Below are 22,884 nucleotides of genomic sequence, written 5' to 3' on the forward strand. Positions count from 1 at the left end.
ACAACCGGCACCGACTCGGCGCCCGATCGGACTCTGTTCAGCCGCGCCGTCCGAGGTGCAGTATCGGGAAAGGCCGGCCGTCGGCGTCGGTATCGGAGCGATCGAGTACGACGAAGCCGTGGCGCCGGTAGAAAGCGAGTGCCTGCGGATTCTGTTCGTTGACGTCGACCAGCAGGCCGGGAATCCGGGCCAGCGCTTTGCTGAGCAAAGCAGAACCCGCGCCGTGCCCGTGGTGCGCTCGGTCGACGAAGAGCATCTCCAGTTTCCCTGCCGCAACTCCGGAGAATCCGACGGAAACCCCGTCCGACTCCGCGACTGTCAGTTCGACAGCGCCGAGATACTCGCTCGCCACACGATGCTCGTAGTAGTCGATGTCGTCAACTGTCAGAAAGTGGTGCGTCGCCTCTACCGCGGTGCGCCAGATCCGCACGAGAACGGGCCACTCCTGTGAGCCGTGGCAAGGACGGAGCACCAGCCCCTCTCGACCCGAATTGTCCATTCGACCGAGCGTATCGGCGGTCGCCATTTCCGCAACGAGTATTCCCCGGCAAGGCCCCATCGTGCGCTGCGATCCCGCAGGCGGTCGCCGATGCCGGAGTCCACGGAATGAGATCGGCATCACACTGGGGAGCCGCTCGGCCGGGGAACACTCAGATGACTACGACCCGACGCCCACGAGTGTGACCGGCTCGGCTGTCGATATGGGCGGACGCGGCATCGGCGAGCGAGTAGGACTTCGCGATCGGAATATGCAGCTTTCCCCGGGAGACCAGGCTCGCGGCCTCGGCAAGCGCATCGAACAGATTCCCGGCCACACCGGAGAATCGCACACCGAAGTCCGCGGCACCGAACTCGGCGATGGAGATCACCTTCTGGGCATCCCCGGTCAGCTCGACGAGATCGGGCAGCACACCTGAGCCGGCCAGATCCAGAGCGGCGTCGACGGGACCGTGCTGTCGCACCCGTTCGACCCAGCCCGCGCCGTACGTCGTGGCGACGGCACCCAGGCTGCGCAGGTAGTCCTGGTTCGCGGCCCCGGCTGTACCGATCACCCTGATGCCGCGGTCGCGGGCGATCTGCAGGACCGCCGACCCGACTCCTCCGGATGCACCGTTGACCAGCAGCGTTTGCCCCGGCTGCACACCGGACTCCCGAAGAATGCGCAGCGCGGTCTCCACAACCGAGGGGTAGCCGGCCGCCTCTTCGAACGACAGCCCTTCGGGCATCCGAGCCCAGGCCGACAGCACGGCGAACTCCGCATACGTGTCGGCACCTTCGCCGAACACGTGGTCACCTACTTCGACCCCTTCGACACCCGGCCCGACCTCGTCCACCACCCCGGCGGCGTCCAACCCGACCCCCGCAGGCAGCCGGGCCGGACGGGTCTGCCGGAACTGACCTTCCCGTATCCGCCAGTCGATGGGATTCACGCCCGCCGCCCGCACGGCGATGCGGATCCGGCCGGGGCCTGCATGAGGTTCCTCGGCATCGACGAGTTGCAGGACATCCGGGCCACCGAACTCGGCGAAGGTCACTTTCTTCATACCGCCGACACTAACACTAACGGTTAGTGTTTTGAAACTGTTGCACTTTTGGCCTTGATAGTGTTAGCGGATGACCGAGCCGCCCGGACGTCGCGAACGCAAGAAGGCCGCGACCCGCCAGAAAATCGCCGATACCGCCCTGCGGCTCTTCCTGGAACGCGGGTACGACGAGGTGGGCATCCGCGATATCGCCGCCGAGGCCGACGTTGCCGTCACCACACTCTTCTCCCATTTCGCCTCGAAGGAAGCCCTGGTGTTCGACCAGGACCGGGACTTCGAACAACGCCTCACCCGGGCGGTCACCGCCCGCGCACCCCACGACCCACTCATCCCGGCGTTACGCACCGAAATCCACGCCCTGGTACGACATTGCACAGCCGAAGGCGCCGCCCCGATCTGGCGCATGATCGACGACTCCCCGCCCCTCCGGAAATACGAGGACTCGATGCGGCTACGCCATGCAGAGTCGCTCGCCACGACCATCGCCGCCGACCCCGGCCTGGCCCAAACCCCTACGGCCGCCCGAACAATCGCCAGATTCGTGATCGACGCCTACTCACTTGCGCGCGAAGCACCCGACCCCGACGCTGCCCTGGACGAAATATTCCGCATGATCGAGGCAGCCTGGGAAGTAACCCGCGCCTCTCCCCCTGCGCAGGGAACTACCCCTCCCCGCCGAACGGAGGCCGATCGGGCCGGTGCGAGTCACTGATGGTCTCGAAAGAGGCCATGGTTTCCGAACAGGATACGGCAGGTCATCCGCTGGTCGGCGCCGCTTCCCACAGGGCCGCCACTGGCATTGCAAGCATCTTGGGGCCGAAGGGGAGTGTCTGCTGACCGGTGTGCAGAACGATCCCGGCGAGGAAGTCGTCGCCGGTGCGTTCGGCCAGGTGACGCAGCCCCCGGAAATCATCCGACCCGACGGTAGATGCCGCCTTGACTTCGATTCCGACGACTTCGCCGCGGCGATTCTCCAGGACCGCGTCTACTTCGACCTGATCGCGGGTCCGGTAATGGAAGAGAGCGATCTCTTCATCGGACCACGTGAGCTGGCGTGCCAGTTCCATCAAAACGAAGCCCTCGAGCAAAGGCCCGAACTGCCCTCCTGGGCGTAGGAGGCTCCGCGCATCCGCGCCGATCAAACTGGCCGCAATACCGGAATCGACAAGCGCAACTTTCGGTGTGGTCGTTGCGCGACTATTGATATTGCGTGACCAGGCCGGAATCCGCTTGATCAGGAAAACCTCCTCCAGCAATGCGAGGTATTTCTTGACGGTTGCGGCCCCCAGACCGAGCTCGTTGCTCAAGTTGGCGGTCACCAGGAGCCCCCCGGATCGAGCAGCCAGCAGGCCGACCAGCGCGCGCATTTCCGCTGTTCGCTCTATCTCTGATAGTTGCTGCACATCGCGGGCTATCAGATCGCCGACATAGGAACTGAAGAAGTTCCGACGCCGGCGACTGTCGGGTCGCGCCACCGCCTCCGGAAATCCACCCCGGACCAGTCGTTCGGCATACTCCGTACGCGCAACACTGGACCGGTGGCGCATCTGGCCGCCATGGGCGAAGACAGCATCGACGAAGCGGTCCGGCGCATTGTCGATTTCCCCCTGCGAGAACGGCCACAATTCGATGGTCTCCATCCTGCCGACCAGAGTGTCCGGTAATGAACGCAATCCCAGGACGCGTGCCGATCCGGTCAGCAGGTAGCGCCCTGGGCGGGGGTCGGCATCGACCTCCGCCTTGATCGACAGCAGGAGTTCGGGAGCCCGCTGGATCTCATCGATGACCATCAGTTCCGAGTAGTCGACGAAGCCGTCGGGGTCGTCCAACGCGGCGCGCCGAATCAATGCGGTATCGAGATCGCGCCACTCGGCATCACGACCTCTCGCTACCAAGCGAACGAGCGTGCTTTTTCCGCTTTGCCGAGCTCCATTGACAAGCACCACACGCGTGTCCTGCAGGGCCGCGGCGACCTGGGCCTCCGCATGTCGGGGCCAGGCGGGGCCCAGTCGGGTCTGCATGTTGATCCTTCTCTCGGCTGGTCCTCGAGGGCTCGCTTACCGGTGCGTATGTGGAACTGCCGACCGGCGGCCCGTGGATCTGCCGCTAGTATACTCGCGGATCTGCCGCTGGTCTGCGTGCGGATCTGCCGCTGGTCTGCGTGCGGAACTGCCGCTGGTATGCGTGCGGAACTGCCGCTGGTTTGCATGCGGATCTGCTGCCATTTGCGTGCGGATCTGCCGCTGATCTGCCCGTGGAACTGCCGCGCCGATCGCGGCGTGTATTCGCCGACACTCTGCGCCTGGATTTGCCCCACGACCACACAAGGAACTATCTGGCGCTTCGTGTAGACGGGGCGCAGTAGGTCCGCCCCCGATACCGGATCGACCGCTGCTCCGGGCGCCGTACCGCCACGCACGCTATGGAGAACCGAGCTCCGTCAACTCGAGTGAGGCCGCAACACCATGCCCGGCGAATCCGATCGTCCCGGCGAGGACCGGCGAGTCGACGATCAGCTGACTTTCGTCGGCGGAGAACACCGGATTCAGCCCGCGTAGCGAGAGGTAGCTGTTCAGCGCGCGGCGCTGGTCGCACAACGCCAGGCCGGACAGGCCCTCGGTCAGAGTCCGCATGATCCGCGCCCCCTCGGCCGGCGGAAGCCGGAAATCAGGATGGTCCACGAGAAATGCCGCGCGGGTCCCGTCGTCGCCGGCGGGCCCCTGATAGCCGGTCCAGTGGGCGGTGACGGCCTTGGCCGCTTCGGTCAGCACAGCCGCGACCTGGTACGGCTCCGGCTGGTCGAAGGGGAGGCTGTCGAAGGGTAGTTCCGGGGCGGACAGTTCGCTGATCTCGTGCTCGACTCCGAACTCGCGGACGGATGCCGCGAGCGCGGCCACCGATTCCGGGAACCCGGACCGATTCGCCCACGACCACAGCCAGGAATCCGGGCCGGGTGCCGCGGTCCCGAGAAAATGGAAGTCGGTGCATTCGACGCTGCCGCGCTCGGTGTCGAACGTGAACGACCTGGTCTGCAGGTTCACCTGCCACGAATGCTCGCCCAGCACGTCGGCCAGGTGCAGCTGGTGTTCGAGGGAGAGGAAGGCGGCGTCGTCCAGCAGGTTCACGAAGGCAGGTGTAGGGCGCACCTCGAGCAGCCTAGTTGGGTCGGTACCGAGTCACAGACTTGATGATTTCGAAACCGGGAAACCCGGCCTGCTCCCATTAAGGTTGGGGGCGGCCTACCCATTTCAGGGAGATGGTTGACATGGCAAATTCGGTTATGGACGACTACGTCAGCCAGTTGCGCGTAGCGCTCCATCAGATCCGCGATTGGCCCTACCCCGATCAGATAGATCACGAACTCTTCCGCGCATTCATGAAAACCCCGCACGATGTGGGCGGCGAACCCGATGCACCCGCTGTTTTCGAGGACAAAGAGGAGGAGGTCTGGGAGCTCAATACGTTCGTCACCTGCGAAGTGCTCGGCTGGCGGGGTATCTGGACGTCCGAGGAACGCCGGCGGATCGGGAATGTCGATATCGGGCGGACCCAGTATCTCGGGTTTCCCTATTACGGCCGCTGGGTGCTCGCCATTGCCCGCTGTCTCGTCGACAAACGGCATATCACGCTGCGTGAACTGCTCGAACGCACCGAGGAGATCCGTGAGCGGTACGCAGGCCGGCCCGGTCCGCTGGAAGCCGCACCCCGTAGCACCGGGGACGGTACCGCCGTGGCTCGCAATATTCATCACCGGGACGCGGTCGGTCTGGGCGACCCCCAATGCTTCGCCGGACAAGCCGACACTCCCCGGTTCGCGGTCGGTGACCAGGTTTCGGTGCGGGAACTTCCGACAATCTTCTACACCCGCACCCAGGAGTATCTGCGCGGAAAACAGGGCACCGTCGTCAAGGTGTCCTATGAAAGCCCGATACCGGAGGACGAGGCGTTCGACCGCGAGGATCGGCGACCCGAATGGTTCTACATCGTGCGCTTCGATATGACCGAGCTGTGGGACCCGTATCGAGGGTGCGCCGGCGACACTCTACAAGCGGAAATATCGGAACCCTGGCTTCAGCCGATCTCGTAGATCCCGTGGCACCTCGAGGAAAGGAACACGATGGGCGGGATATCGAACGAAGGTGAAAACGACGCAGCCCCTCGGCATGCGGCGCCGATGGTCGAGGAGGTCACCGATTTCGAGGTGCTCGAAATCGCGTTACGCGAGCTGGCGATCGAGAAGGGATTGTTCACCGCCGAGGATCACCGCCGGTACACGGAGTATTTCGAGCAGTTGGGCCCGGCGCCGGGCGCGCGGTTCGTCGCCAAGGCGTGGTCGGACCCCGATTTCAAGCGGCTCGCGCTGGAAGATGCCGTCACCGCCTGCCACGAAGTCGGCATCGACTGGTTGAAGCCGACCGGGTTCGGGACCCCCAGCGATTTCACGGCGCTCCACATCCTCGAGGACACCCCGACGCTGCATCACGTGATCTGTTGCAGCCTGTGCTCCTGCTACCCCCGCCCGCTGCTCGGAAATTCACCCGAGTGGTATCGGACGCCGAACTACCGCCGCCGGCTCGTCCGCTGGCCGCGTCAGGTTCTCGCCGAGTTCGGCCTCTACCTCACCGAGGACGTCCGGATCCGAGTCGAGGATTCCAATTCCAAGCACCGGTTCATGGTGTTACCGGTGCGGCCGGACGGTACGCAGGGATGGAACGAGGAGCAGCTCACGCAGATCGTGACGCGTGACTGTCTGATCGGGGTCGCCCTGCCCAAGCCCGGAAGAACCGCGGATGTGGATCGCCCGGTACATGCCGCGGTCCACCCGGCGCAGAACTACTGACCGACCGGAGGACAACAGATGCCAGTGGACCAGGATGTCACCCGGATCAGGGTTCGACTGCTGGAGCAAATGATCACCCGGGGTCAGGTGTGGTCCCGGATGGCCGATAAGTACGGTGTCGAGAACCCCTCTCCGCCTTGGAAATCGAGCTTGGACGGCGTGTGCGACGCCCTCGATCGGGAAGGAACCGCACTGCCGCTGCTCGCCCGGCGTGACGAGGAGGATCGTCTCACCGGGGAGGTGTACCCGGCGCTACCTTTCCCGGAGAATCAGCTTGTCGCGCTGGCACATTCGTTGATCGCCCGGAAGGTCATCGACGAAGACGAGCTGGCCGAACATATCGCGGAGGTCCGGGCCAGGCTGGAAGCGGACGGTACCGGCTCGTGAACCGGACGAGTTCCCGACATCGGCCATGAACTCACTTGCCGGTGATCGCATGGTGAATGATCTCTGCCATGGCCTTCTGTGTTTCTGTCGTGGCGATACCCTCGGTCTCCATTCCGTTCTGATGTGCCGCGACGTGTGCGAGCATCGACACCAGGACTGCCCCGATGGCTCGCGGCTCGGCCGGGGTCGCTTCACCGCGGCACACGTGGGCAACATCGGTGATCTCGTCGGTGACCTCGCTGAGAAACCGGAGACGCAGTTCGTAGAAGCGCCGGTCACCTTCGGCTAGGAAAAGGTCGAGCACCCGGAGCACCACCATATGCTCCTTCCAAAACGAGAGGAACGCTGACGCGAGGGCCTCGGAGCCGGTATACGCCGACGGCCCACTCCAGTCGGTTTCCCGGACGATCGTCGTCAAGCGCCCGCCTTCGGCGGTGACGATCCGGACCAGTTCGAGTGCAGCCGAGGCGATATCGGGGAAGTACTGATAGAACGTCGCGGTACTGGTCTGTGCCTCGCCGGCGATATCCGCCACCGTGATCTCGTGGTACGTACGTACTCGGAGTAGTGCGGATGTCGACTCCAGTAACTTGGTGCGCGTGGCCAGTCCTCGAGCCTGGGGTACGCGACCATCGCTGGCCTTGATGTGCTGGGTATCGAGGCCAGAGGGTTCCGGCGACATACTGAAATACTCCTTTGGGTCGAATGTCCTACACGTGCACGACATCAAGTGGGTGGATTCTCACATAGACGAAACCGGGGCAGCGTGGCACCGCCTTCGGGCTGCTCCTCGAAAAACACCTCGACACGCATGCCGATCTCTGCGCGTGCCGTGTCCTCGGCAGGCAGATCGCTGACCATCCGGACTCCCTCATCGAGTTCGATGGTGGCACAGACATACGGCACACGATCAGCCCAGGCGGGATGGAAGGCCCGGTGGGTGACGGTGAACGTGAAGATCGTGCCGCGACCGCTGACCGGGGTCCATCGCCACTCCGCACTGTGACAGTCCGGGCACAGCACACGAGGGTAATGGCGATACACACCGCAGGTGCAGCACCGCTGTACCACCAGTTCGTGACGGCGCGCGGCCTCCCAGAAGCCGCGGGTCAGCGCGGTGGGTTCCGGCGCGGGACGCGGGATCATGACGCACCCCGCAAGGAGAGGACGGCCCCGTCGAAGAAGTTGCCCTCGTTCACCACAAGGATGTTCTCGCATCCGGTGACTTGCCGGGCCGGCTCCACTTCGTCTCGGAGTTGGCGGACAGCCTCGATGATGTGGTTCATACCCGAGACGTGTGCCTCCGAGAGCGCACCGCCATGGGGGTTGACGGGAGTGCGTCCGTCCAGCCGGATATGGCCTTCCTCGACATAGGGTCCACCTTCGCCCATACCCACCACGCCGAGCGCCTCCAGTGCGGCGATGACATACCAGGTGAATCCCTCATGAATTATCAGACAATCTGCATCCGTCACGTCAATTCCTGCCATCCCGAGAGCGCGCCGCGCTGCCACCCCTATCGCGGGCACACCTGGGATGTGTGGCTTCTGCGTGATCGACGTCGGCGAATCGCTGTGGGATATACCCATTCCCGATATCAATACCGGCGGCTTTCGAAGATCCCGGCCGCGCTCGGCGCTGACGATCACGAGTGCTCCCGCCCCATCGGATTCCAGTGAACAGTCGAACAAGCGGAACGGTGAGGTGATCATCCTCGAATTCTGATGATCAGCGAGCGTCATGGGCTTGCCGTACATGAGCGCACGCTTGTTCAAGTTGGCGTTCGCACGGCTGTTCACCGCCACGTGGCCGAGTTGTTCACTGGTTGTGCCGAATTCGAACATATGGCGCTGAGCTGCCTGCGCGAACCATTGTGCAGCGCCGATGTTTCCGAACGGAAACTCGAATTCGCGGACGGTCGCCATGGACGCCGCTGTGACGGCCTTGCCGGTCGATACCCGTTCACCGGAATATCCTCGTCGACCGGCCGGAATCAGGACACACGAGGCCACGCCCGTGGTGATCGCCATACAAGCGTTCTGCACCGAGGCGATCAGGCTTGCACCGCCGAGCTGGACCGAGGTGCTGAACGCCAGGTCCTGCACACCGAGGTTGACGATGAAATCCTCGACCGTGCCTTGGGCAAGTGAACTGGGAATGACGCCGTCGACGTCGGATACCGTCAGACCGGCATCAGCCAGCGCGCGCCGGCAGGCCTCCAGATGCAGTTCGAGCGTCGACCTGTCTGTTCCTCGCGTATAGACGGTCTGTCCGATGCCGGCGATTGCGCAATGATCGGTCAGACGCATCATGGCACCCGGGTATCGGGAACGTCGGCCGTCGGAGTCGTCAGCCGCACCAGCGCGTCGAGCCCGAGAACCCCATCGGCACGCGCGAGCAGGGGATTGATATCCAGTTCCGCGATCTCGCCGGTTGCTGCGAGTTCGGCGATACGCAAAAGGGCATCGACCACCGCGGTCCTGTCGACGGGCTGTGCGCCGCGCCGGCCGTCGAGCAGCGGAGAGATCCGCAGGCTTGCCAGCATTTTTTCCGCGCGCGAACGCGTCAGGGGCAGAACGGAGCGGGCCACGTCGCGATATATCTCGGCGTCGACCCCGCCCGCACCGATGAGGACGACCGGGCCGAGTACCGGGTCGACGCTGATACCCGCCAGCAGTTCGATCCCGTCCGAGACATACTCGGCGATCAGGAAACCCTCGGCGCCACGTGATCGCATATCCGCGGCGGCCGAACTCACGGCTTCGGGGCTGTCGAGCCCGGTTCGAACAAACCCGTGCTCCGTCTTGTGAGCGGGGCCGCGGCCCTTCAACACAACCGGATACCCGATCTCGTCGGCGGCTGCGCAGGCATCCGCAATGGTTTCGGCTGTCAGGTGAGCGGCGAACTCGAAACCACGATCCTCCAGCCAGCGGGTCGACCGACTCTCATCCAACAGGGTGGCGGGCTGTACGGGACCGGGTGGATCGGGCAACGCCTGCGCGAGCCGGACAACCTCGCGGAGCTCCGGATCTCGGGCCGGGTGCCGGAGCAACGCCCGCGCTGCACCGACAGCGTTGCGGACATTCCGGAAGACCGGCAGGCCGGCGGCCCAGAGCTCCCGATACACCGGATGGTCGACAGATGACCCGTTCCAGATCGGCAATACCGGTTTCTTCGCTGTTCGCGCGAACTCGACGAGGGCGGCGCCGACGGCCTCGGTGAGCCCGCCTCCCGGCGCCGGAACAGGGCACAGCATCACACCGATGGCGTCGTCGCGCACACACAACTCCAAGATGCGAGCCCCATGGCCGGCAAGGACGGCCACACCACCGTTGTCGACAGGGTTCGCGATGTTCAATTCCGCGGGAATCACCTCGCGCAACAGAGATTGCGTCGCGGGGCCGAGTGTTGGAAGAGACAAACCGCCAACTGTGGCGAGGTCACCGACGTGCGCGGCAGAGCCGCCGGACACGCTGCACACAACGACCCCGTCCGAGGTGGGTAGCGGACAGCGGGCAAGCGCCGCACCGATCTCGACGAGCTCGTCGAAATCGTCGACGCGCACGATGCCGAACTGCTCGAAGAAGACGTCCCACACTTCGTCGGTGCCGACCAGATGCCCGGTGTGGGACTGGGCCATCGCACGGCCCACCTCGCTGCGCCCGACCTTCACCAGAACGATCGGTGTCGCATTCTCGATCGCGGCCACCGCGGCTTCCCGCAAACGCTTGCCCGAGGTGAACCCTTCGATGTACGCACTGATGACGGCGGTATCGGCATCCTTCGCCAGGAACTCGATGAAATCCGCGGCGGCCAGGTCCGCCTCGTTCCCTGTCGGTGCCCAGTAGCTCAACGCGACGCCGAGCTCCTGTACCTGAGTCAGCGGCCGGCCCTGAGCGCCGCTCTGTGAAACCACACCGATCCGCCGCCCGGGCAGCTCGTCGAGCGGATCCCATGCGTTCGCATTGGTATTGGGCCCGATCAGCCGGGCGCCCGCCCGGTGCACGGCTGAGACCAGGGACTTCTCCCGTTCGATTCCCGCGTCTGTGCCGAGTTCCGAATATCCGTTCGCGAATACCAGGAAGAAGCCCACGTCGAGCCCTGCGTCTCGCGCGGAGTTCACCACAGCCTCGGCATCTCGCACCAGGACCAGGACCACATCGATCGGTCCCGGCAGGGCGGCGAGGTCTGCCACAGACGGAATGCCGAAGACCTCATCCTTGGTCGGATTCACCGGATAGAAGGCCGCGCCTATTCGGTTGGCATGTGCCAGCGCACGGCTGGTGACGCTTTCCAGACCCGCGCGCGTGTCATGGGCTCCCACCACCGCGATGGACCGCGGCCGATAGAAAGTCCGAAGGTTCAATGGATCCGAAGAGGCGATATCCGATTCCCGCACCGAACGCGCGGGCTTCGTTGTCGACCCAGTATTCGCCATATAGCACTCCTTGGTGAGGGCACTGTCAGATACCGCGTAGTGGCGGAGGACTGCCAATTCAACTGGCGGGCTTCCCCACTGCCTCTTCGTAGTACGAACGATCCACGACCTCCGACTCCGGCAGGATCTGATTTCCCTTGAATACACCGGTCTTCTGGAAACTCTCCTGCAGACGGTCCGAAGTTCCCTCGCGGATCTCCCAGTCGAATATCAGAGATGGGGTTTCGGTGAGAATGTCCACCGGCAGTTCGATCGCCTCGGCCAGTTTCGCCGCCGACTCCGGATCGGCCTTGTAGTCGCCGGTCAGGTACGTGTTGACGGTGCGCACGAGAGCCCTGACGAAGGCGACACCTGCATCACCTTTCTCTTTGAGCATGTTCGGTCCGAAGATGATCCCGCCGAACGGCTCCGCAGGTGGCTGCCCGACCGCAAACGTGTAGCCCTTCTGGCCGCTGATACGGGTCCAGTACGGGTCGCTCAGCCACGCTGCGGGTATCGCACCGTTCTCCAACGAGGTGACCAGGTCCGCGGCGGGCAACGACTGGAACTTCACCTCGTCGATGTCGACACCCGCCTCGGCGAATCCCTGAGTGAGCGGATACATGGTGACGCTACCCGAGCCCACAATCGCGCCGATGTTCTTACCCGTCAGGTCGGATATTCTCCCAGGGCGCCCGTCCACGTCCCGAACCCATAATCCGGCCTTGGAGTCATCGGCCGAAAAGTAGTTCCCCAGGACCCATCGGAGGTCGATACCGGCTGTCAGCCCGTTGAAGAAAGCCGAATCCGGTGCACCGACAGAGATATCGGTCTTACCCGAGGCCAAGAGATTGATACTGTCCGCTGCGGGAACCTGTGTGAGTTCGACCTCCAGGTTCTCTTTTTCGAACTCACCGTTCGCTATCGCGAGACGAACGTTGGCCATGAACTCACTCTTCAGCGTCGAGGAGGTCACCAACAGCTTGGTCTTGCTCGGTAGCGGCCGCGGCTGGGGAGAATTCGCAACGCATCGCGCGGGATCCCTGTCCGGTGAGCGGTCGGCGGGATCGGTCCAACCGCCCGCACAGCCGTCGACGGGAAGGCCCGCCGGCGCTCTGGTGACTATCGGGCCCGACGCGCGGGACGCATCCATTTCACCACTCCCGCAAGCCGAAAGGGCCAGCGTGAGTACTGCGGCGAGGGCGATCCCCAGTGACGTACGTGTTCTTATCATGCTGTCCTCAGCATTCTTGTAGGGGACGAGACACGCCTTCAGGCGTTCGTGGCGGCGCCGTCGTGCGGCGCCCATTTCGTCAACCGTCGTCCGATGAATCGGACAATCTCGGTGAAGATCACGCCACCGATGGCGACAGCGACGATGCCGACGAACATCTGTCCGTTGAGAAACAGTGCTCGGGAGTTGAATATCAGATATCCGAGCCCGTCGGTTCCCACGATGAATTCAGCCGCGACGATGACCAGGAAGGCTATCCCGGCGCCCACTCGCATCGCGACGAATATTTGCGGCAGCGAAGCGGGCATGAGTACGTGCCGAAACATATCCCAACGGTTCGCCCCGAAGCACTGTGCAGCCTCTCGGTAACCCTCGGGCACCGAGATAACCGCCGACATGGTGGAGATCCAGACAAAGAAGAACACAGTCGTGGCGACCAGTGCTATTTTCGGCCCTTCGCCCAGCCCGAATATATTCAACAATATCGGAAGCAGGGCGAGTTTCGGTACAACATACAGCGCATCGAGCGTCGATTCGAGCATCTTTCGAATCCACCGGATGGACCCCATGACGAGACCGACAATAATTCCGGCGGACGCGCCGATGATGAATCCATAGAATACCCGCATGGTCGTCACCCGGATATCGGGCCAGAGGGTTCCATTTCTCACCAGCTCCCAGCCGTCTCGAATGATATCCGTAGGCGACGGGTAGAGGCGACTGTCTATCCAGCCCACAGTGCTGGCCAACTGCCATAGCGCGAGCAGCAGCACCGGGAAGCCGATCGCCAGCGTCGCGTCGATACCTCGGCGGCGTCGAATGGCGCCGGCGGAGTTTATTTCCGCTCGGCCGGGTACTCGCTCCAGTACTCGATCGGTAGATACCTCGGAGATATACGCCATCTCAATTTCTCCTACCAGCGGAACTCTTCCCCGCTTCGACCTCATCGCGGAGCAGTTCCCACAGCTCTGCCTTGAACACCGCGAACTCTGGGGACTCGCGCACGGCGGCGGACCGGGGCCGCGGATACGGCGAGCGTCGCTCTGCCAGGATTCTTCCTGGTCGTGCGCTCATCACCACGACCCTGTCACCGAGGATGATCGCCTCCTCGAGGCTGTGCGTGACGAAGAGGACGGTGCGACGCTCGGCTTGGCACAATTCGAGCAGCTCTTCCTGCAAGATCGTGCGAAGCTGGGCATCCAGCGCGGCGAAGGGTTCGTCCATCAACAGGATTTCCGGTTCGGCCGCGAGGGCACGAGCGATCGAAACCCGCTGGCGCATTCCGCCGGAGAGCTGAGCCGGATAAACATCGGCGAACTCGGCCAGTCTCATCTTCTCCAGCCATGAACGTGCACGTCGACGGCCCTCTGATTTACGGACCCCCTGGATATCGAGGCCGAAACGAACGTTGGCCTCGACTGTCTTCCAAGGGTAGATTCCGTAATCCTGGAATATCATCGACGCCGGATGAGCCGATTTCGCGGCCACTGCGACTTTTCCCTTGGACGGCGGCAGCAGCCCGGCCACTATCCTCAGGAAAGTGGATTTACCACAGCCCGAAGGACCGACGATGCAAACGAACTCGCCCTCATCGATACTGATATCCATCGGGCCCAGCGCGTGGACACCACTATCGCCTGACCCGAAAGACCGCTCGACACCATTCGCGATTATCTTCGGAGGGGAACTACTGGAGGAGGAGCTGGTACGTACCTGTTCTCGGGTTCCCGAATCGACAGAGCTGTTCGAAGTCATTTTTATACCTTCAACATGAATTGGGTGAGCCGTGCTCGACGGAACTCGGTATCACCCGGCGGTCCACGACCGATTCGCTGGCAGGGACTCGGTCGCGCGAGGTTCAGCGCTCCAATCAATAGCTGTGCCGACTCCGGAGTTCGGCATCCGGCGCTTATCCGGGGCTGATGCGGCGGTGGGTGATTCTCCAGCCGTCGTCGCCACGGCAGAGCGTGTCGGAGTACCGCACGATCAGTTCCAATATCGGTGTGGCGTGGGTGTTCCGGTAGAACTGCAGATAGCTCACCGCATACGCCTCCGAGTGGTCGATGGCCACCGTGAGCGTGGTGATCACATGACGTGTGTGTGACCCAGGTCCACTGATGCCCATCCTGCGCCGCTCAGCTGCGGCGGCGACCACGTCGGCAATGCCGGCTTGCCGCATATCGGCGGTCTCCCAGACCACATCCTCGCTGTAGAAGTTCCGGTAGTCCTCAGGGTGGCCCTCGTCGGCGCAGAGGGCGCAACGGCCGAGGAGGTCGCGGACCTCCAGCTCCGCCATCATCGAATCCAGGCGCGCGATCGTCATGACCGGTCTGTCCTTCCCACTGAGGCTCGTGGTGCCGCCATCGCAACACGGGGTTCGGTGCGCCGTAAGTCGCTGTACGACCGGCTTTGCGCCGCAGTCGATCTCGCACCCTGGATCACTCCACCCATTGCTCGGTGCGATCCTCTCGCCTCGGCTGGCGGCCGGTCCGGAACGGGGAAAGGGGCGCATCGACCAGGAGATACCGGTTGAAGCCGGTGGTCAGCTCGTTGCTCTGCGCTCGCCAGGCCGAGAGGGCGGGGTCCGTGCGCAGGGCTTTCTCCAGTTCGGCCCACTGGGTCCACGTCGGTATGGCCCAGAGCAGGAAGGCCTCACTGTCGTTGGTCAGCAACGTCTCCCAGGCTCCGACGAGCCGCCACCCGAAGCGCTCGTAGAGTGGTACGGCGATCTCACGAACTCTGAGCAGGTATTCACCGGCCTTGCCGGGGGCGACGTGCACCTCCTCCTGGGCGTAGACATCGCCGGTCACTCCGGCCGCGCAGAGATCCGCGGAGGTGGGGGTCCAGGGTGCGGGGAGCAGGAGACGATCACGGCCACCCGAACGAAACTGTGCTGCGGTGGCCCACCATTTTGCGAGCTTCGGATCTTGTAGCGTTTCATGTTGTAGCTCGTGCCGAAAAGATGCGGCGAGTCCGGAAAGCCCTTCTTCTTCCCAAATATTCACCACCTGCGGCCAATACCCGCTGCTCCCCACCACTCCCCAGATTCCGTAGCAGCTCTGGTTGCGTTCTTCCTGACCGATGGGACTGAAATTCGCGGCCATATGGTACATGTACTTGTCTCGGTTGTGGCCGATTATGTCGATATACTCATGGATATAGATCTTGTCGTTCATCTGGACCTTCCAAATGCGACCGATCCGATAGCTGATCGGTCCCATTCGATTCTGAACTGGATGGCGATATCCTTACGGCGGCCGGCACCGCCGGAACGGGGTGGTTCGGATTCAGAAGTGCGCCAGTTCCGTTAAACTCGTTCCAGGCTCAGCATTCGGATGGCATTGCCGCGAAGAATTTTGTACTTCTCATCATCACTCAAACCGAGCAGATGCTTCTCGGCGACCGTTTTCGACTCCGGCCATGTGGAGTCGGTATGGGGGTAGTCGGTCTCGAACGTGATGTTATCGATCCCGATCACGTCTCGTGAGGCGATTCCGTGATAATCCTTGAAAAAGCAGCCGAACACGTTGCGGCGAAAATATTCCGACGGCGGTTCCGGGGTGATACCGTTACGTCCCACCCATGCTCTGTGCTCTTCCCAGACGGTATCCGCGCGCTCGAGGAGATATGGCAACCAGCCGATCTGGCCCTCGGAATAAGCAATTTTCAGATCGGGAAACTGGACGAGCTTTCCAGAGAACAGCCAGTCGGCCAGCGATGTCATGGAGTTGTTGAAGGAAAGCGTGGCAGCGACTCCGTCCGGCGCGTCCGCCGAGGTCGCAGGCATCCTCGACGAGGACCCGATATGCATGTTGATCGTGGTGGACGTCTCTTCGCAGGCCCGGAAGAACGGGTCCCAGAACCCACTGTGGATACTCGGCAACCCCAGATGTGGTGGAATTTCGCTGAAGCAGACGGCATGGACGCCTCTTTCGGCATTGCGCCGGACTTCGGCGGCGGCCAATTCGGCATCCCACAGTGGCACGATAATCAGCGGAATAAGAACTCCATCGCTGTCACCACACCACTCCTCGACCATGTAGTTGTTGTAGGCTTTGATGCATTCCAGCCCCAGCTCTCTGTCCGAATTCTCGGTGAACGTCTGTCCGCAGAACCGGGGAAAGGTCGGGAACGAGAGCGATCCGTCGACGTGGTTGGCGAGCATATCTTTGGCACGCTCGATCGGGTCGTAGCATCCTGGGCGCATCTCGTCGTACGTCATCGGGGTCATCGTCATTTCGTCACGGCTGAATCCGACCCCGGCAACGTGACGTTTATGAACATATACGAGATCTTCGAATACCCAGCAGTCCGCCAACGGCCCGTCTGAGTCGAAGGTCTGCTCGTATCGTCCGCCTCCGACATGTCGAATTTCGCCGATTCCGCGGCGCTCGACACGAGGGCCGTGCTCACGATATTTCTGCGGCAGCCAGTTCTGCCATAAATGGGCGGGCTCGACTATGTGGTCGTCGACGCTGATGATTTTCGGGAGGCCTGACATATGAGTTCTGTACCTCTCTTACACAATCTGACTGTTCGTCAGATTGCAGTTTGGCACAGTGCCAGATGTGTGTCTAGTCTCAATTTTTCGTTCGTCCCGCGGACCGGGATAGACGGCCCGGGTTTCGGCGTCTCGACCAACAAGCCGCCACCCCTGCGCCGAGTTCGTGACACCGCAGCAGCGCCGGGATCGAACCTCGCTCGGTCAGCGGGACCGGCCTGGGCGGCGTTGATCACTTTCGTTACAGCTCAACAGATCTCGACGGTTCGGCGTTCACCCGGCGATATCGGCGTATACGGCGCGGACGAGGGATGCGAACGGATGCTGCGGATGTGGCCGCTCGTCGAAGAACTCGTTGTGACAGATCATGACGGCGAGCTCCGCGTCCAGGTCGGCAAACCCGAGGGCGCCCCCGGCGCCGGGATGCCAGAGGACACGATTCCCCCGGAAACCCAAGAGCTCGTCACATGCGGTGACGGCTCCGCCCACCATGAGTCCGCCCATACCGATGACAGCCCGTGGGCCGGCGATCGCACCGGCCGGGAAGGCGCACGCCCGCGGCGCCAGGAAGGTCTCGATGCGATCGGCGGGCACCAGCCGCCCGCCGTCGAGCTCGCCCCCCTGGGCGTACAGCGCCCAGAGGCGCGCAGCCGCTCGTGCTGTCACCCATGCCCCGCTCGGGTCGATCCGATCTCGATACGCGGCCGTGTTGATCTCGTGGTCAGCAGTGACAGTGAATTCCCCGCCGAGGATTTCCCCCTTCACTACGGCGGCGTCCGGCTGCACCGATTCCGGTAGCCGGTGCCATATCTCGGTGATTCCCAAAGGCGCATGGACCTCCTCACGAACGAGGTCCTCGAACGACCGGCCCACGGGGTCCACCCGCCGAGCGATCTCGCCGACTATGTACCCCCAGGTGCGCGCGTGATAGGTGTTGCGATGGGCCGGATCGTCACTCGGGGCCGAGCGGGCGAGCCGTTCGACCATCCACTCCCAATCGCCGAGGAGTTCCGGTGTCGCGTCGCTGGGCAAATCGGGCAGACCGACACGGTGGGTGAGGGCATCGCGCACCGTCAACGACTCTTTGCCGTGGGCGCCGAACTCCGGCCAGATCGACACTATCGTCTGGCCGTAGTCGAGCAGCCCCCGTTCCACCTGCACGTGAAGGGCAGTCGCCGTCGACACCTTCCCTGCAGATGCCACCCAGAAGATCGTGCCGGAATCGACTTCACCCCGGTCCTCCCCCGCCTGCCCGGCGCTGATATCGACGACCAGCTCACCCCGGTGGTACGCCGCGACCTGCAGGCCCACCTCGCCACGCGAGAGTGCTCGGTCGATCGCGTTCTCTACTGCACTTCCCATCGTCGAAACCATCCCGTTCATTTGCCGGCTATCGGATTGCGGAGCAAGACGGACAAGCCGACGTGCGCGAAGTAGGGCGATCGGTTATCTGTTCACCAGAACGCGGTCTGTAAAGTAGAACACAATCCGCACTCGCACAAGAGCCTCTCTCGCAAAGAATTCCGGAAGAAGACTCCGACCTGTTCGATCTGCTTGACAGAACACCGTCTGCTTCACAGAATGTGGGTGCTCGCACTCGACCGCTGTCGTGGTGCAAGTCCCGCGCGGCCCGCCGGCCGCGCCACTGGCCGATGACGGCAAGGCGAAAGGCAGCACATGACTCCTTCCGAGGACCCTCGCACCACCTCGGCCGATACTCTGGACACGGACGTCCTGATCGTGGGGTACGGCCCTGTCGGTCAGAGCCTGGCCGCTCTGCTCGGTGGGGCGGGGCACCGCGTGATCGTGTGCGAACGGCGTTTTGGCCGCTACGAGACGCCACGTGCCGGTCACTTCGACCACGAGATCATGCGCATATTCCAGGCGATGGGTACCGCCGAAGCGGTCGATCGTATCGCCGATCCCGCGCGACTGTACGAGTTCCTCGATCCCGACGGAGAGGTACTCGCCCGTCTCCCCCGGGAATGGGACGCCCCGTCCGGATGGGAGGCGTCGTATCACTTCTACCAGCCCGAACTCGAGGAAGTCCTCGACGCGGCGGTCCGTGAAATTCCCACGGTCGACCTCCGCTTCGGGCATGCCGTCGTCGACCTCCGCCGAGGCACCGACCACGTCGCCGTGACCCTGGAGGGCGGCTCCGTCCTCACCGCCCGCTACGTCGTCGGCGCGGACGGCGCGAACAGCGTGGTGCGGGACCTCTGTGGCATCGGTACCGAGGATCTCGGCTTCCGCGGGGACTGGTTGGTCGCCGATATCCGCCCGAGGCCCGGCGCACCCGCGCTGGACATCCCGCACACCGGACAGGTCTTGAACCCCGCGCGGCCGAATCATATGGGTCGGGTGGCCCAGCGATACTTTCGCTGGGAGTTCATGCTCGTCGACGGTGACGATCCCGCGGAGATGGCGACTCCGGACACTGTGTGGAAGCTGCTGAAGCCTTGGATCGGGCCCGACGAGGGCGAGCTCATCCGGCAGACGGTCTACCAGTTCAGATCCATCGTGGCCGATACGTTCCGCGCCGGTCCGGTCCTGCTGGCGGGCGACGCCGCGCACGTCATGCCACCGTTCCTGGGGCAGGGCATGAGCTCCGGCATCCGCGACGCCGCAACGCTCGGCTGGATTTTCGACCTCGTCCTGCGCGGGGCCGCGGACCCGCAGCTCCTGGATTTGTACACCGCCTCGCGAAGGCCGCAGGTCTTGGCGTATATCGAGGAGTCGATCCGGATCGGGACCGTCGTCTGCGAGACCGATCCGGTTCGCGCGGCGCAACGCCGCGAGACCCTGCGCTCCGCGACCGAACTGCCACCGCCGTTCCAGCCGCCCGCCGCGGCAGGTTTTCGGGAAGGTGATCCGCTGGCCGGGCACCTCGGTATCCAGCCCCTGTTGCGCACCAAGGACGGCAGGACCCAGCGCTCCGACGACGCCCTGGGCAACGGGTTCACTCTCTTCAGTCTTGCCGAACTCGACGCAGCCGCGGGTGCCGCGGCGGCCGATCTCGAAAGCTCGATCGGCCTTCGCTCGGTCGTGGTGGGTACACCCGACGGGCTTCAGGAGGAGGGCGAGACGTTAAGCCGGTGGATGGCGGAGGCCGGCGTGGTCGCAGTACTGGTTCGCCCGGACTTCTACGTCCTCGGGTCGGTGTCCGAGCCCGCCGACGTATCGGCACTGCTCGCCGCGCTACGACCGGCACTGTCGCTGACCCGGCGTCGCCCCGGGGAAAGTTCGGCCGGCGACTAGCTCAGCGCCGCGCTGAGCTGGCCGGTTGCCTCCAGCAGCGCATCAGCGTGACCGGCGAGCTCATCCTCGGTCAGCCGGAACGAGGGACCGGAGATGCTGATGGCGGCACGGGCATTGCCGGCCGCATTGCGAAGAGGAACCGCGATGGCATGCAGACCCAGCTCGCTCTCGCCGAGGTTCATGGCGTAACCCTGCCTGCGGACGATCTCGAGTTCTTCTTCCAGCCGGCGCCGGCTGGTCACCGCCTCGGCCGTGCCACCCTGGAGGCGGCTGCCCGGGTATCGCTCTCGCAGCTGTTCGCGGGTCAACGACGCCAGCAGCACCTTGCCCGCCGCCGACGCGTGCGCGGGCGCCCGGTCTCCGGTCCGTTCCACAGCGCGGATGGCGAACCGCCCTTCGACACCGTCGAGGAATACGATCGTCGCGCCGTCGAGCACGATCAGGTGCGCCGTCTCGCCGATGTCGTGACAGAGCCGCTCGAGTGTGGGCCGCACATCTGCCCGCAGGTCGTTCGCTCCGATGACGGCGACGCCGAGCTGCACGAGTTGGGGGCCTGCGGCATAGCCTCGCGTCGTGGGTTCCTGGCGCAGCAGCCCTTGGGCCTGGAGGGTCGTCAGCATGCGGTGGGCGCTGGACCGGGCGATACCCAGCTCCGTTGCGACCTCGGCCACGCGAAGAACGCGTTGGCTGCGGAGCATCAGGAGGACACGGGCGGCATTCTCGACCGACTCGATCGGATAGCTTGCCAGCGCCGACATCGGTGCCCTCCACTGATGATGAGAAGTATGAAGACCACCCCTGGTGGCGGTCGAACCCTACCACGCACCCGGGGCAAAGTATTCTGTTGTGCAGAACCGTGTATGCGGAAGACCATGGTGCCGGCCAGGGCCCCTCCCCGGCTCTGCGTCATGATCCGGCCGTGATCTCCCGCTGCTCGGCGAGCCGTAGCAGGGCCTCGCCGACCACGCAGCTGCTCCCGGACATGGCCGGAGAGCACCTTCGGCGTACTCGCGGGAGCCACCGTGACGAGCTGCCGGCCCCTCGTCGAATCATTCCCATCGCTGCCGCAGTCGGCTCTTCGCGTTCTCGTATTTGTTCTGTTGACAGGAACATTGTTTGCTGAGCAGAATTATCACAGGCCGAGGCCATGGACTGCTCATCACCGAAAAGGACACGCCCCATGCACGCGCACACCGACATTCCCCGACGGAAGGTCGCAGAGCTCGGCCACGTCGGCATCCGCTGTCTCGACGTGGACAGGCAGCTCGCGTTCTACACCGAGGTGCTCGGGCTGGTCGTCACCGATCATGATCCAGCCCTCGGTAATTACTTCCTCTCCGCTCGTCCCGAGGACGAGCACCACGAGCTCCTGCTCGCCAAGGGTCGCGACGTGCCCGTCGACGGCCGGCTGATCCAGCAGATCTCGTTCCGTTGCGAAACTTTCGAAGATGTCGTCGGGCTGTACCGCCAGCTGAAGGAGTACGGGACCGAGTTCGACATGATCGTGTCCCACGGCAACGCGGTCGGCGTGTATTTCTTCGACCCGGAGGGCAATCGGGCCGAGGTGTACTGGCAGACCGGCCTGGTGGCGCGCCAGCCGTTCGTCGAGACCATCGATATCGAGACCCCGGCAGATGAGCTCATGACCGCCATCCGCGCCTCGGTCGACAAGTACGGTGCCAGCGGGTTCACCGAAGAGAGCTACGAGCGCTGGACCCGCGACCAATCGGGTCCGGAGGATGCGGTCACGAGCAGGAAGGTCGCGAAGTGAAGTTCGTTCGATACGCCCGCCCCGGCGGTGAGGTCCAGGTAGCGGTAGTCGTCCCGGAGGGCTTCCGTGTCCTGCAGGGCTACACCGATCTCCTCCCGCTGATCGAGTCCGGCGAGGCAGCACTCCTGGCGGCCGGACGCGAGGCCGAGACTTCCGGCGACGAGGTGGATCCCGCAGCCGTGCAGATCCTGTCGCCGCTGGAGACGCCGCCCACCTTTCGGGATTTCTACGCCTTCGAACAACACGTCCGGGCCGGCCGCGCCTGGCGTGGGCTCGAGATGGACCCCACCTGGTACGAAATCCCCGTCTTCTACTTCTCCAATCCGTACGCGTTCCGCGCCGACGGCGAGATCCCCATGACTCCCGGGGCCGCGAAGTTCGATTTCGAACTCGAGGTAGCGGCGGTCGTCGGCAAAGCGGGTGCCAACCTGACCGTCGAAGAGGCAGCGGATCACATCATCGGCTACTGCGTCCTGAACGATTGGAGCGGTCGCGATGTGCAGCACCGCGAGATGACGCTGTCGATGGGCCCGGTCAAGGGCAAGGACACGGCAACCGGTCTCGGGCCCTACCTCGTGACCAGGAATGAGCTCGCTCCGTTCGCCACGCGCAGCGGTTTCGACAGGGCTATGACGCTCACGGTCAACGGCCGGCGCTACGCCGAGGCGAACTGGGCCGATGTTCACTGGTCGTTCCCGCAGATGATCTCGTACGCATCACGCGGAACCCAGGTCCGTCCGGGAGACGTGATCGGATCGGGCACGTGCGGTACCGGCTGCATCCTCGAGCTGTCGCGCACCCACAGCGAAGAGGCCTACCCGTGGCTGAAGGAGGGCGACGAGGTGGTCGCCACCGTCGAAGGACTCGGGAGCCTGCGCAATACGATCGTCGCCGCCGACCCTGTCCACCCTCTCGACCGCAGCTGATACCGG

At 63.8% G+C, this 22,884-nt stretch carries 23 protein-coding genes; 7 read left to right on the forward strand and 16 right to left on the reverse strand.

Features of this window, described 5'->3' with window-relative positions:
* Positions 1–37: 37 nt before the first annotated feature.
* On the reverse strand, positions 38–499 hold the full coding sequence (locus ACFWPH_RS05560) for a GNAT family N-acetyltransferase (RefSeq protein WP_378748340.1): 462 nt from the start codon (positions 497–499) through the stop codon (positions 38–40).
* A gap of 151 nt (positions 500–650) precedes the next feature.
* Complete coding sequence (locus tag ACFWPH_RS05565) at positions 651–1,544, reverse strand: NADP-dependent oxidoreductase (protein WP_378748341.1); 894 nt, start codon at positions 1,542–1,544, stop codon at positions 651–653.
* 70 nt (positions 1,545–1,614) lie between these two features.
* On the opposite strand from ACFWPH_RS05565, the gene ACFWPH_RS05570 reads away from it, so the two are divergent.
* A complete protein-coding gene (locus tag ACFWPH_RS05570) occupies positions 1,615–2,256 on the forward strand; it encodes a TetR/AcrR family transcriptional regulator (protein WP_378748342.1) in 642 nt (213 codons plus the stop codon).
* A 43-nt stretch (positions 2,257–2,299) separates the two neighbouring features.
* On the opposite strand, the gene ACFWPH_RS05575 is transcribed toward ACFWPH_RS05570, so the two are convergent.
* Both ACFWPH_RS05575 and ACFWPH_RS05580 read right to left on the reverse strand, forming a co-directional pair.
* Positions 2,300–3,565, reverse strand: a complete 1,266-nt coding sequence (locus ACFWPH_RS05575; protein ID WP_378748343.1) for an ATP-binding protein — start codon at positions 3,563–3,565, stop codon at positions 2,300–2,302.
* A gap of 399 nt (positions 3,566–3,964) precedes the next feature.
* Complete coding sequence (locus ACFWPH_RS05580; protein ID WP_378748344.1) at positions 3,965–4,690, reverse strand: DUF6882 domain-containing protein; 726 nt, start codon at positions 4,688–4,690, stop codon at positions 3,965–3,967.
* A gap of 119 nt (positions 4,691–4,809) precedes the next feature.
* Here ACFWPH_RS05580 and ACFWPH_RS05585 point away from each other — a divergent pair, with 119 nt between their 5' ends.
* Genes ACFWPH_RS05585 through ACFWPH_RS05595 form a run of 3 tightly spaced genes read left to right on the forward strand, consistent with a single transcriptional unit; the run spans position 4,810 to position 6,771 of the window.
* Positions 4,810–5,631: an SH3-like domain-containing protein gene (locus ACFWPH_RS05585; RefSeq protein WP_378748345.1), complete on the forward strand. Its 822-nt coding sequence runs from the start codon at positions 4,810–4,812 to the stop codon at positions 5,629–5,631.
* A gap of 30 nt (positions 5,632–5,661) precedes the next feature.
* A complete protein-coding gene (gene scnC / locus ACFWPH_RS05590) occupies positions 5,662–6,384 on the forward strand; it encodes a thiocyanate hydrolase subunit gamma (protein WP_378748346.1) in 723 nt (240 codons plus the stop codon).
* 18 nt (positions 6,385–6,402) lie between these two features.
* Positions 6,403–6,771, forward strand: coding sequence for a thiocyanate hydrolase (locus ACFWPH_RS05595; RefSeq protein ID WP_378748347.1), 369 nt, complete (start codon positions 6,403–6,405; stop codon positions 6,769–6,771).
* Between the two features lie 31 nt (positions 6,772–6,802).
* Here ACFWPH_RS05595 and ACFWPH_RS05600 read toward each other — a convergent pair whose 3' ends face one another.
* From ACFWPH_RS05600 to ACFWPH_RS05650, 11 genes are all read right to left on the reverse strand, one after another.
* The gene (locus ACFWPH_RS05600) at positions 6,803–7,453 is read right to left on the reverse strand and encodes a TetR family transcriptional regulator (protein ID WP_378748349.1); all 651 of its coding nucleotides are present in this window, start codon (positions 7,451–7,453) and stop codon (positions 6,803–6,805) included.
* Between the two features lie 44 nt (positions 7,454–7,497).
* Entirely contained in the window at positions 7,498–7,917 is a 420-nt protein-coding gene (locus tag ACFWPH_RS05605; RefSeq protein WP_378748350.1) for a Zn-ribbon domain-containing OB-fold protein, read from the reverse strand.
* Positions 7,914–9,083, reverse strand: coding sequence for a transporter (locus ACFWPH_RS05610; RefSeq protein WP_378748351.1), 1,170 nt, complete (start codon positions 9,081–9,083; stop codon positions 7,914–7,916). Before ACFWPH_RS05610 ends, ACFWPH_RS05605 begins: the two co-directional genes overlap by 4 nt.
* Complete coding sequence (locus ACFWPH_RS05615; RefSeq protein WP_378748353.1) at positions 9,080–11,209, reverse strand: acetate--CoA ligase family protein; 2,130 nt, start codon at positions 11,207–11,209, stop codon at positions 9,080–9,082. Before ACFWPH_RS05615 ends, ACFWPH_RS05610 begins: the two co-directional genes overlap by 4 nt.
* 58 nt (positions 11,210–11,267) lie before the next feature.
* The gene (locus tag ACFWPH_RS05620) at positions 11,268–12,134 is read right to left on the reverse strand and encodes an ABC transporter substrate-binding protein (protein WP_378748354.1); all 867 of its coding nucleotides are present in this window, start codon (positions 12,132–12,134) and stop codon (positions 11,268–11,270) included.
* A 326-nt stretch (positions 12,135–12,460) separates the two neighbouring features.
* The gene (locus ACFWPH_RS05625; protein ID WP_378748355.1) at positions 12,461–13,324 is read right to left on the reverse strand and encodes an ABC transporter permease; all 864 of its coding nucleotides are present in this window, start codon (positions 13,322–13,324) and stop codon (positions 12,461–12,463) included.
* Position 13,325: 1 nt separating this feature from the next.
* Positions 13,326–14,030, reverse strand: coding sequence for an ABC transporter ATP-binding protein (locus ACFWPH_RS05630; RefSeq protein ID WP_378748356.1), 705 nt, complete (start codon positions 14,028–14,030; stop codon positions 13,326–13,328).
* Positions 14,031–14,331: 301 nt separating this feature from the next.
* Entirely contained in the window at positions 14,332–14,745 is a 414-nt protein-coding gene (locus tag ACFWPH_RS05635; protein ID WP_378748357.1) for a nuclear transport factor 2 family protein, read from the reverse strand.
* A 115-nt stretch (positions 14,746–14,860) separates the two neighbouring features.
* Positions 14,861–15,643 carry a hypothetical protein gene (locus ACFWPH_RS05640; protein ID WP_378748358.1) on the reverse strand — a complete coding sequence of 261 codons (783 nt, stop codon included), beginning with the start codon at positions 15,641–15,643 and terminating at the stop codon, positions 14,861–14,863.
* 86 nt (positions 15,644–15,729) lie between these two features.
* Entirely contained in the window at positions 15,730–16,923 is a 1,194-nt protein-coding gene (locus tag ACFWPH_RS05645) for an amidohydrolase family protein (protein ID WP_378748359.1), read from the reverse strand.
* A 273-nt stretch (positions 16,924–17,196) separates the two neighbouring features.
* Positions 17,197–18,285, reverse strand: a complete 1,089-nt coding sequence (locus tag ACFWPH_RS05650) for a serine hydrolase domain-containing protein (protein ID WP_378748361.1) — start codon at positions 18,283–18,285, stop codon at positions 17,197–17,199.
* A gap of 315 nt (positions 18,286–18,600) precedes the next feature.
* Between ACFWPH_RS05650 and ACFWPH_RS05655 the strand changes: the two genes are divergently transcribed.
* Positions 18,601–20,181, forward strand: coding sequence for a bifunctional 3-(3-hydroxy-phenyl)propionate/3-hydroxycinnamic acid hydroxylase (locus ACFWPH_RS05655; RefSeq protein WP_378748362.1), 1,581 nt, complete (start codon positions 18,601–18,603; stop codon positions 20,179–20,181).
* On the opposite strand, the gene ACFWPH_RS05660 is transcribed toward ACFWPH_RS05655, so the two are convergent.
* Complete coding sequence (locus ACFWPH_RS05660) at positions 20,178–20,939, reverse strand: IclR family transcriptional regulator (protein WP_378748363.1); 762 nt, start codon at positions 20,937–20,939, stop codon at positions 20,178–20,180. The genes ACFWPH_RS05655 and ACFWPH_RS05660 overlap by 4 nt on opposite strands.
* Before the next feature lie 422 nt (positions 20,940–21,361).
* Between ACFWPH_RS05660 and ACFWPH_RS05665 the strand changes: the two genes are divergently transcribed.
* Complete coding sequence (locus ACFWPH_RS05665) at positions 21,362–21,952, forward strand: VOC family protein (RefSeq protein ID WP_378748365.1); 591 nt, start codon at positions 21,362–21,364, stop codon at positions 21,950–21,952.
* Positions 21,949–22,878: a fumarylacetoacetate hydrolase family protein gene (locus ACFWPH_RS05670; RefSeq protein WP_378748366.1), complete on the forward strand. Its 930-nt coding sequence runs from the start codon at positions 21,949–21,951 to the stop codon at positions 22,876–22,878. The genes ACFWPH_RS05665 and ACFWPH_RS05670 overlap by 4 nt, the downstream gene beginning before the upstream one ends.
* The last annotated feature ends 6 nt before the right edge of the window (positions 22,879–22,884 follow it).

The organism is Nocardia sp. NPDC058499 (assembly GCF_042719915.1).
Classification (GTDB): Bacteria; Actinomycetota; Actinomycetes; order Mycobacteriales; family Mycobacteriaceae; genus Nocardia.

Excerpts from the sequence above, each read along its gene's own strand:
- scnC (WP_378748346.1), top strand. The coding sequence starts at position 5,662 with ATGGGCGGGATATCGAACGAAGGTGAAAACGACGCAGCCCCTCGGCAT.
- ACFWPH_RS05650 (WP_378748361.1), bottom strand. The coding sequence starts at position 18,285 with ATGGGAAGTGCAGTAGAGAACGCGATCGACCGAGCACTCTCGCGTGGC.
- ACFWPH_RS05595 (WP_378748347.1), top strand. The coding sequence starts at position 6,403 with ATGCCAGTGGACCAGGATGTCACCCGGATCAGGGTTCGACTGCTGGAG.
- ACFWPH_RS05665 (WP_378748365.1), top strand. The coding sequence starts at position 21,362 with ATGCACGCGCACACCGACATTCCCCGACGGAAGGTCGCAGAGCTCGGC.
- ACFWPH_RS05655 (WP_378748362.1), top strand. The coding sequence starts at position 18,601 with ATGACTCCTTCCGAGGACCCTCGCACCACCTCGGCCGATACTCTGGAC.
- ACFWPH_RS05610 (WP_378748351.1), bottom strand. The coding sequence starts at position 9,083 with ATGATGCGTCTGACCGATCATTGCGCAATCGCCGGCATCGGACAGACC.
- ACFWPH_RS05625 (WP_378748355.1), bottom strand. The coding sequence starts at position 13,324 with ATGGCGTATATCTCCGAGGTATCTACCGATCGAGTACTGGAGCGAGTA.
- ACFWPH_RS05605 (WP_378748350.1), bottom strand. The coding sequence starts at position 7,917 with ATGATCCCGCGTCCCGCGCCGGAACCCACCGCGCTGACCCGCGGCTTC.
- ACFWPH_RS05630 (WP_378748356.1), bottom strand. The coding sequence starts at position 14,030 with ATGGATATCAGTATCGATGAGGGCGAGTTCGTTTGCATCGTCGGTCCT.
- ACFWPH_RS05615 (WP_378748353.1), bottom strand. The coding sequence starts at position 11,209 with ATGGCGAATACTGGGTCGACAACGAAGCCCGCGCGTTCGGTGCGGGAA.
- ACFWPH_RS05585 (WP_378748345.1), top strand. The coding sequence starts at position 4,810 with ATGGCAAATTCGGTTATGGACGACTACGTCAGCCAGTTGCGCGTAGCG.
- ACFWPH_RS05645 (WP_378748359.1), bottom strand. The coding sequence starts at position 16,923 with ATGTCAGGCCTCCCGAAAATCATCAGCGTCGACGACCACATAGTCGAG.
- ACFWPH_RS05620 (WP_378748354.1), bottom strand. The coding sequence starts at position 12,134 with ATGGCCAACGTTCGTCTCGCGATAGCGAACGGTGAGTTCGAAAAAGAG.
- ACFWPH_RS05600 (WP_378748349.1), bottom strand. The coding sequence starts at position 7,453 with ATGTCGCCGGAACCCTCTGGCCTCGATACCCAGCACATCAAGGCCAGC.
- ACFWPH_RS05570 (WP_378748342.1), top strand. The coding sequence starts at position 1,615 with ATGACCGAGCCGCCCGGACGTCGCGAACGCAAGAAGGCCGCGACCCGC.
- ACFWPH_RS05635 (WP_378748357.1), bottom strand. The coding sequence starts at position 14,745 with ATGACGATCGCGCGCCTGGATTCGATGATGGCGGAGCTGGAGGTCCGC.
- ACFWPH_RS05575 (WP_378748343.1), bottom strand. The coding sequence starts at position 3,565 with ATGCAGACCCGACTGGGCCCCGCCTGGCCCCGACATGCGGAGGCCCAG.
- ACFWPH_RS05560 (WP_378748340.1), bottom strand. The coding sequence starts at position 499 with ATGGACAATTCGGGTCGAGAGGGGCTGGTGCTCCGTCCTTGCCACGGC.
- ACFWPH_RS05660 (WP_378748363.1), bottom strand. The coding sequence starts at position 20,939 with ATGTCGGCGCTGGCAAGCTATCCGATCGAGTCGGTCGAGAATGCCGCC.
- ACFWPH_RS05565 (WP_378748341.1), bottom strand. The coding sequence starts at position 1,544 with ATGAAGAAAGTGACCTTCGCCGAGTTCGGTGGCCCGGATGTCCTGCAA.
- ACFWPH_RS05640 (WP_378748358.1), bottom strand. The coding sequence starts at position 15,643 with ATGGGACCGATCAGCTATCGGATCGGTCGCATTTGGAAGGTCCAGATG.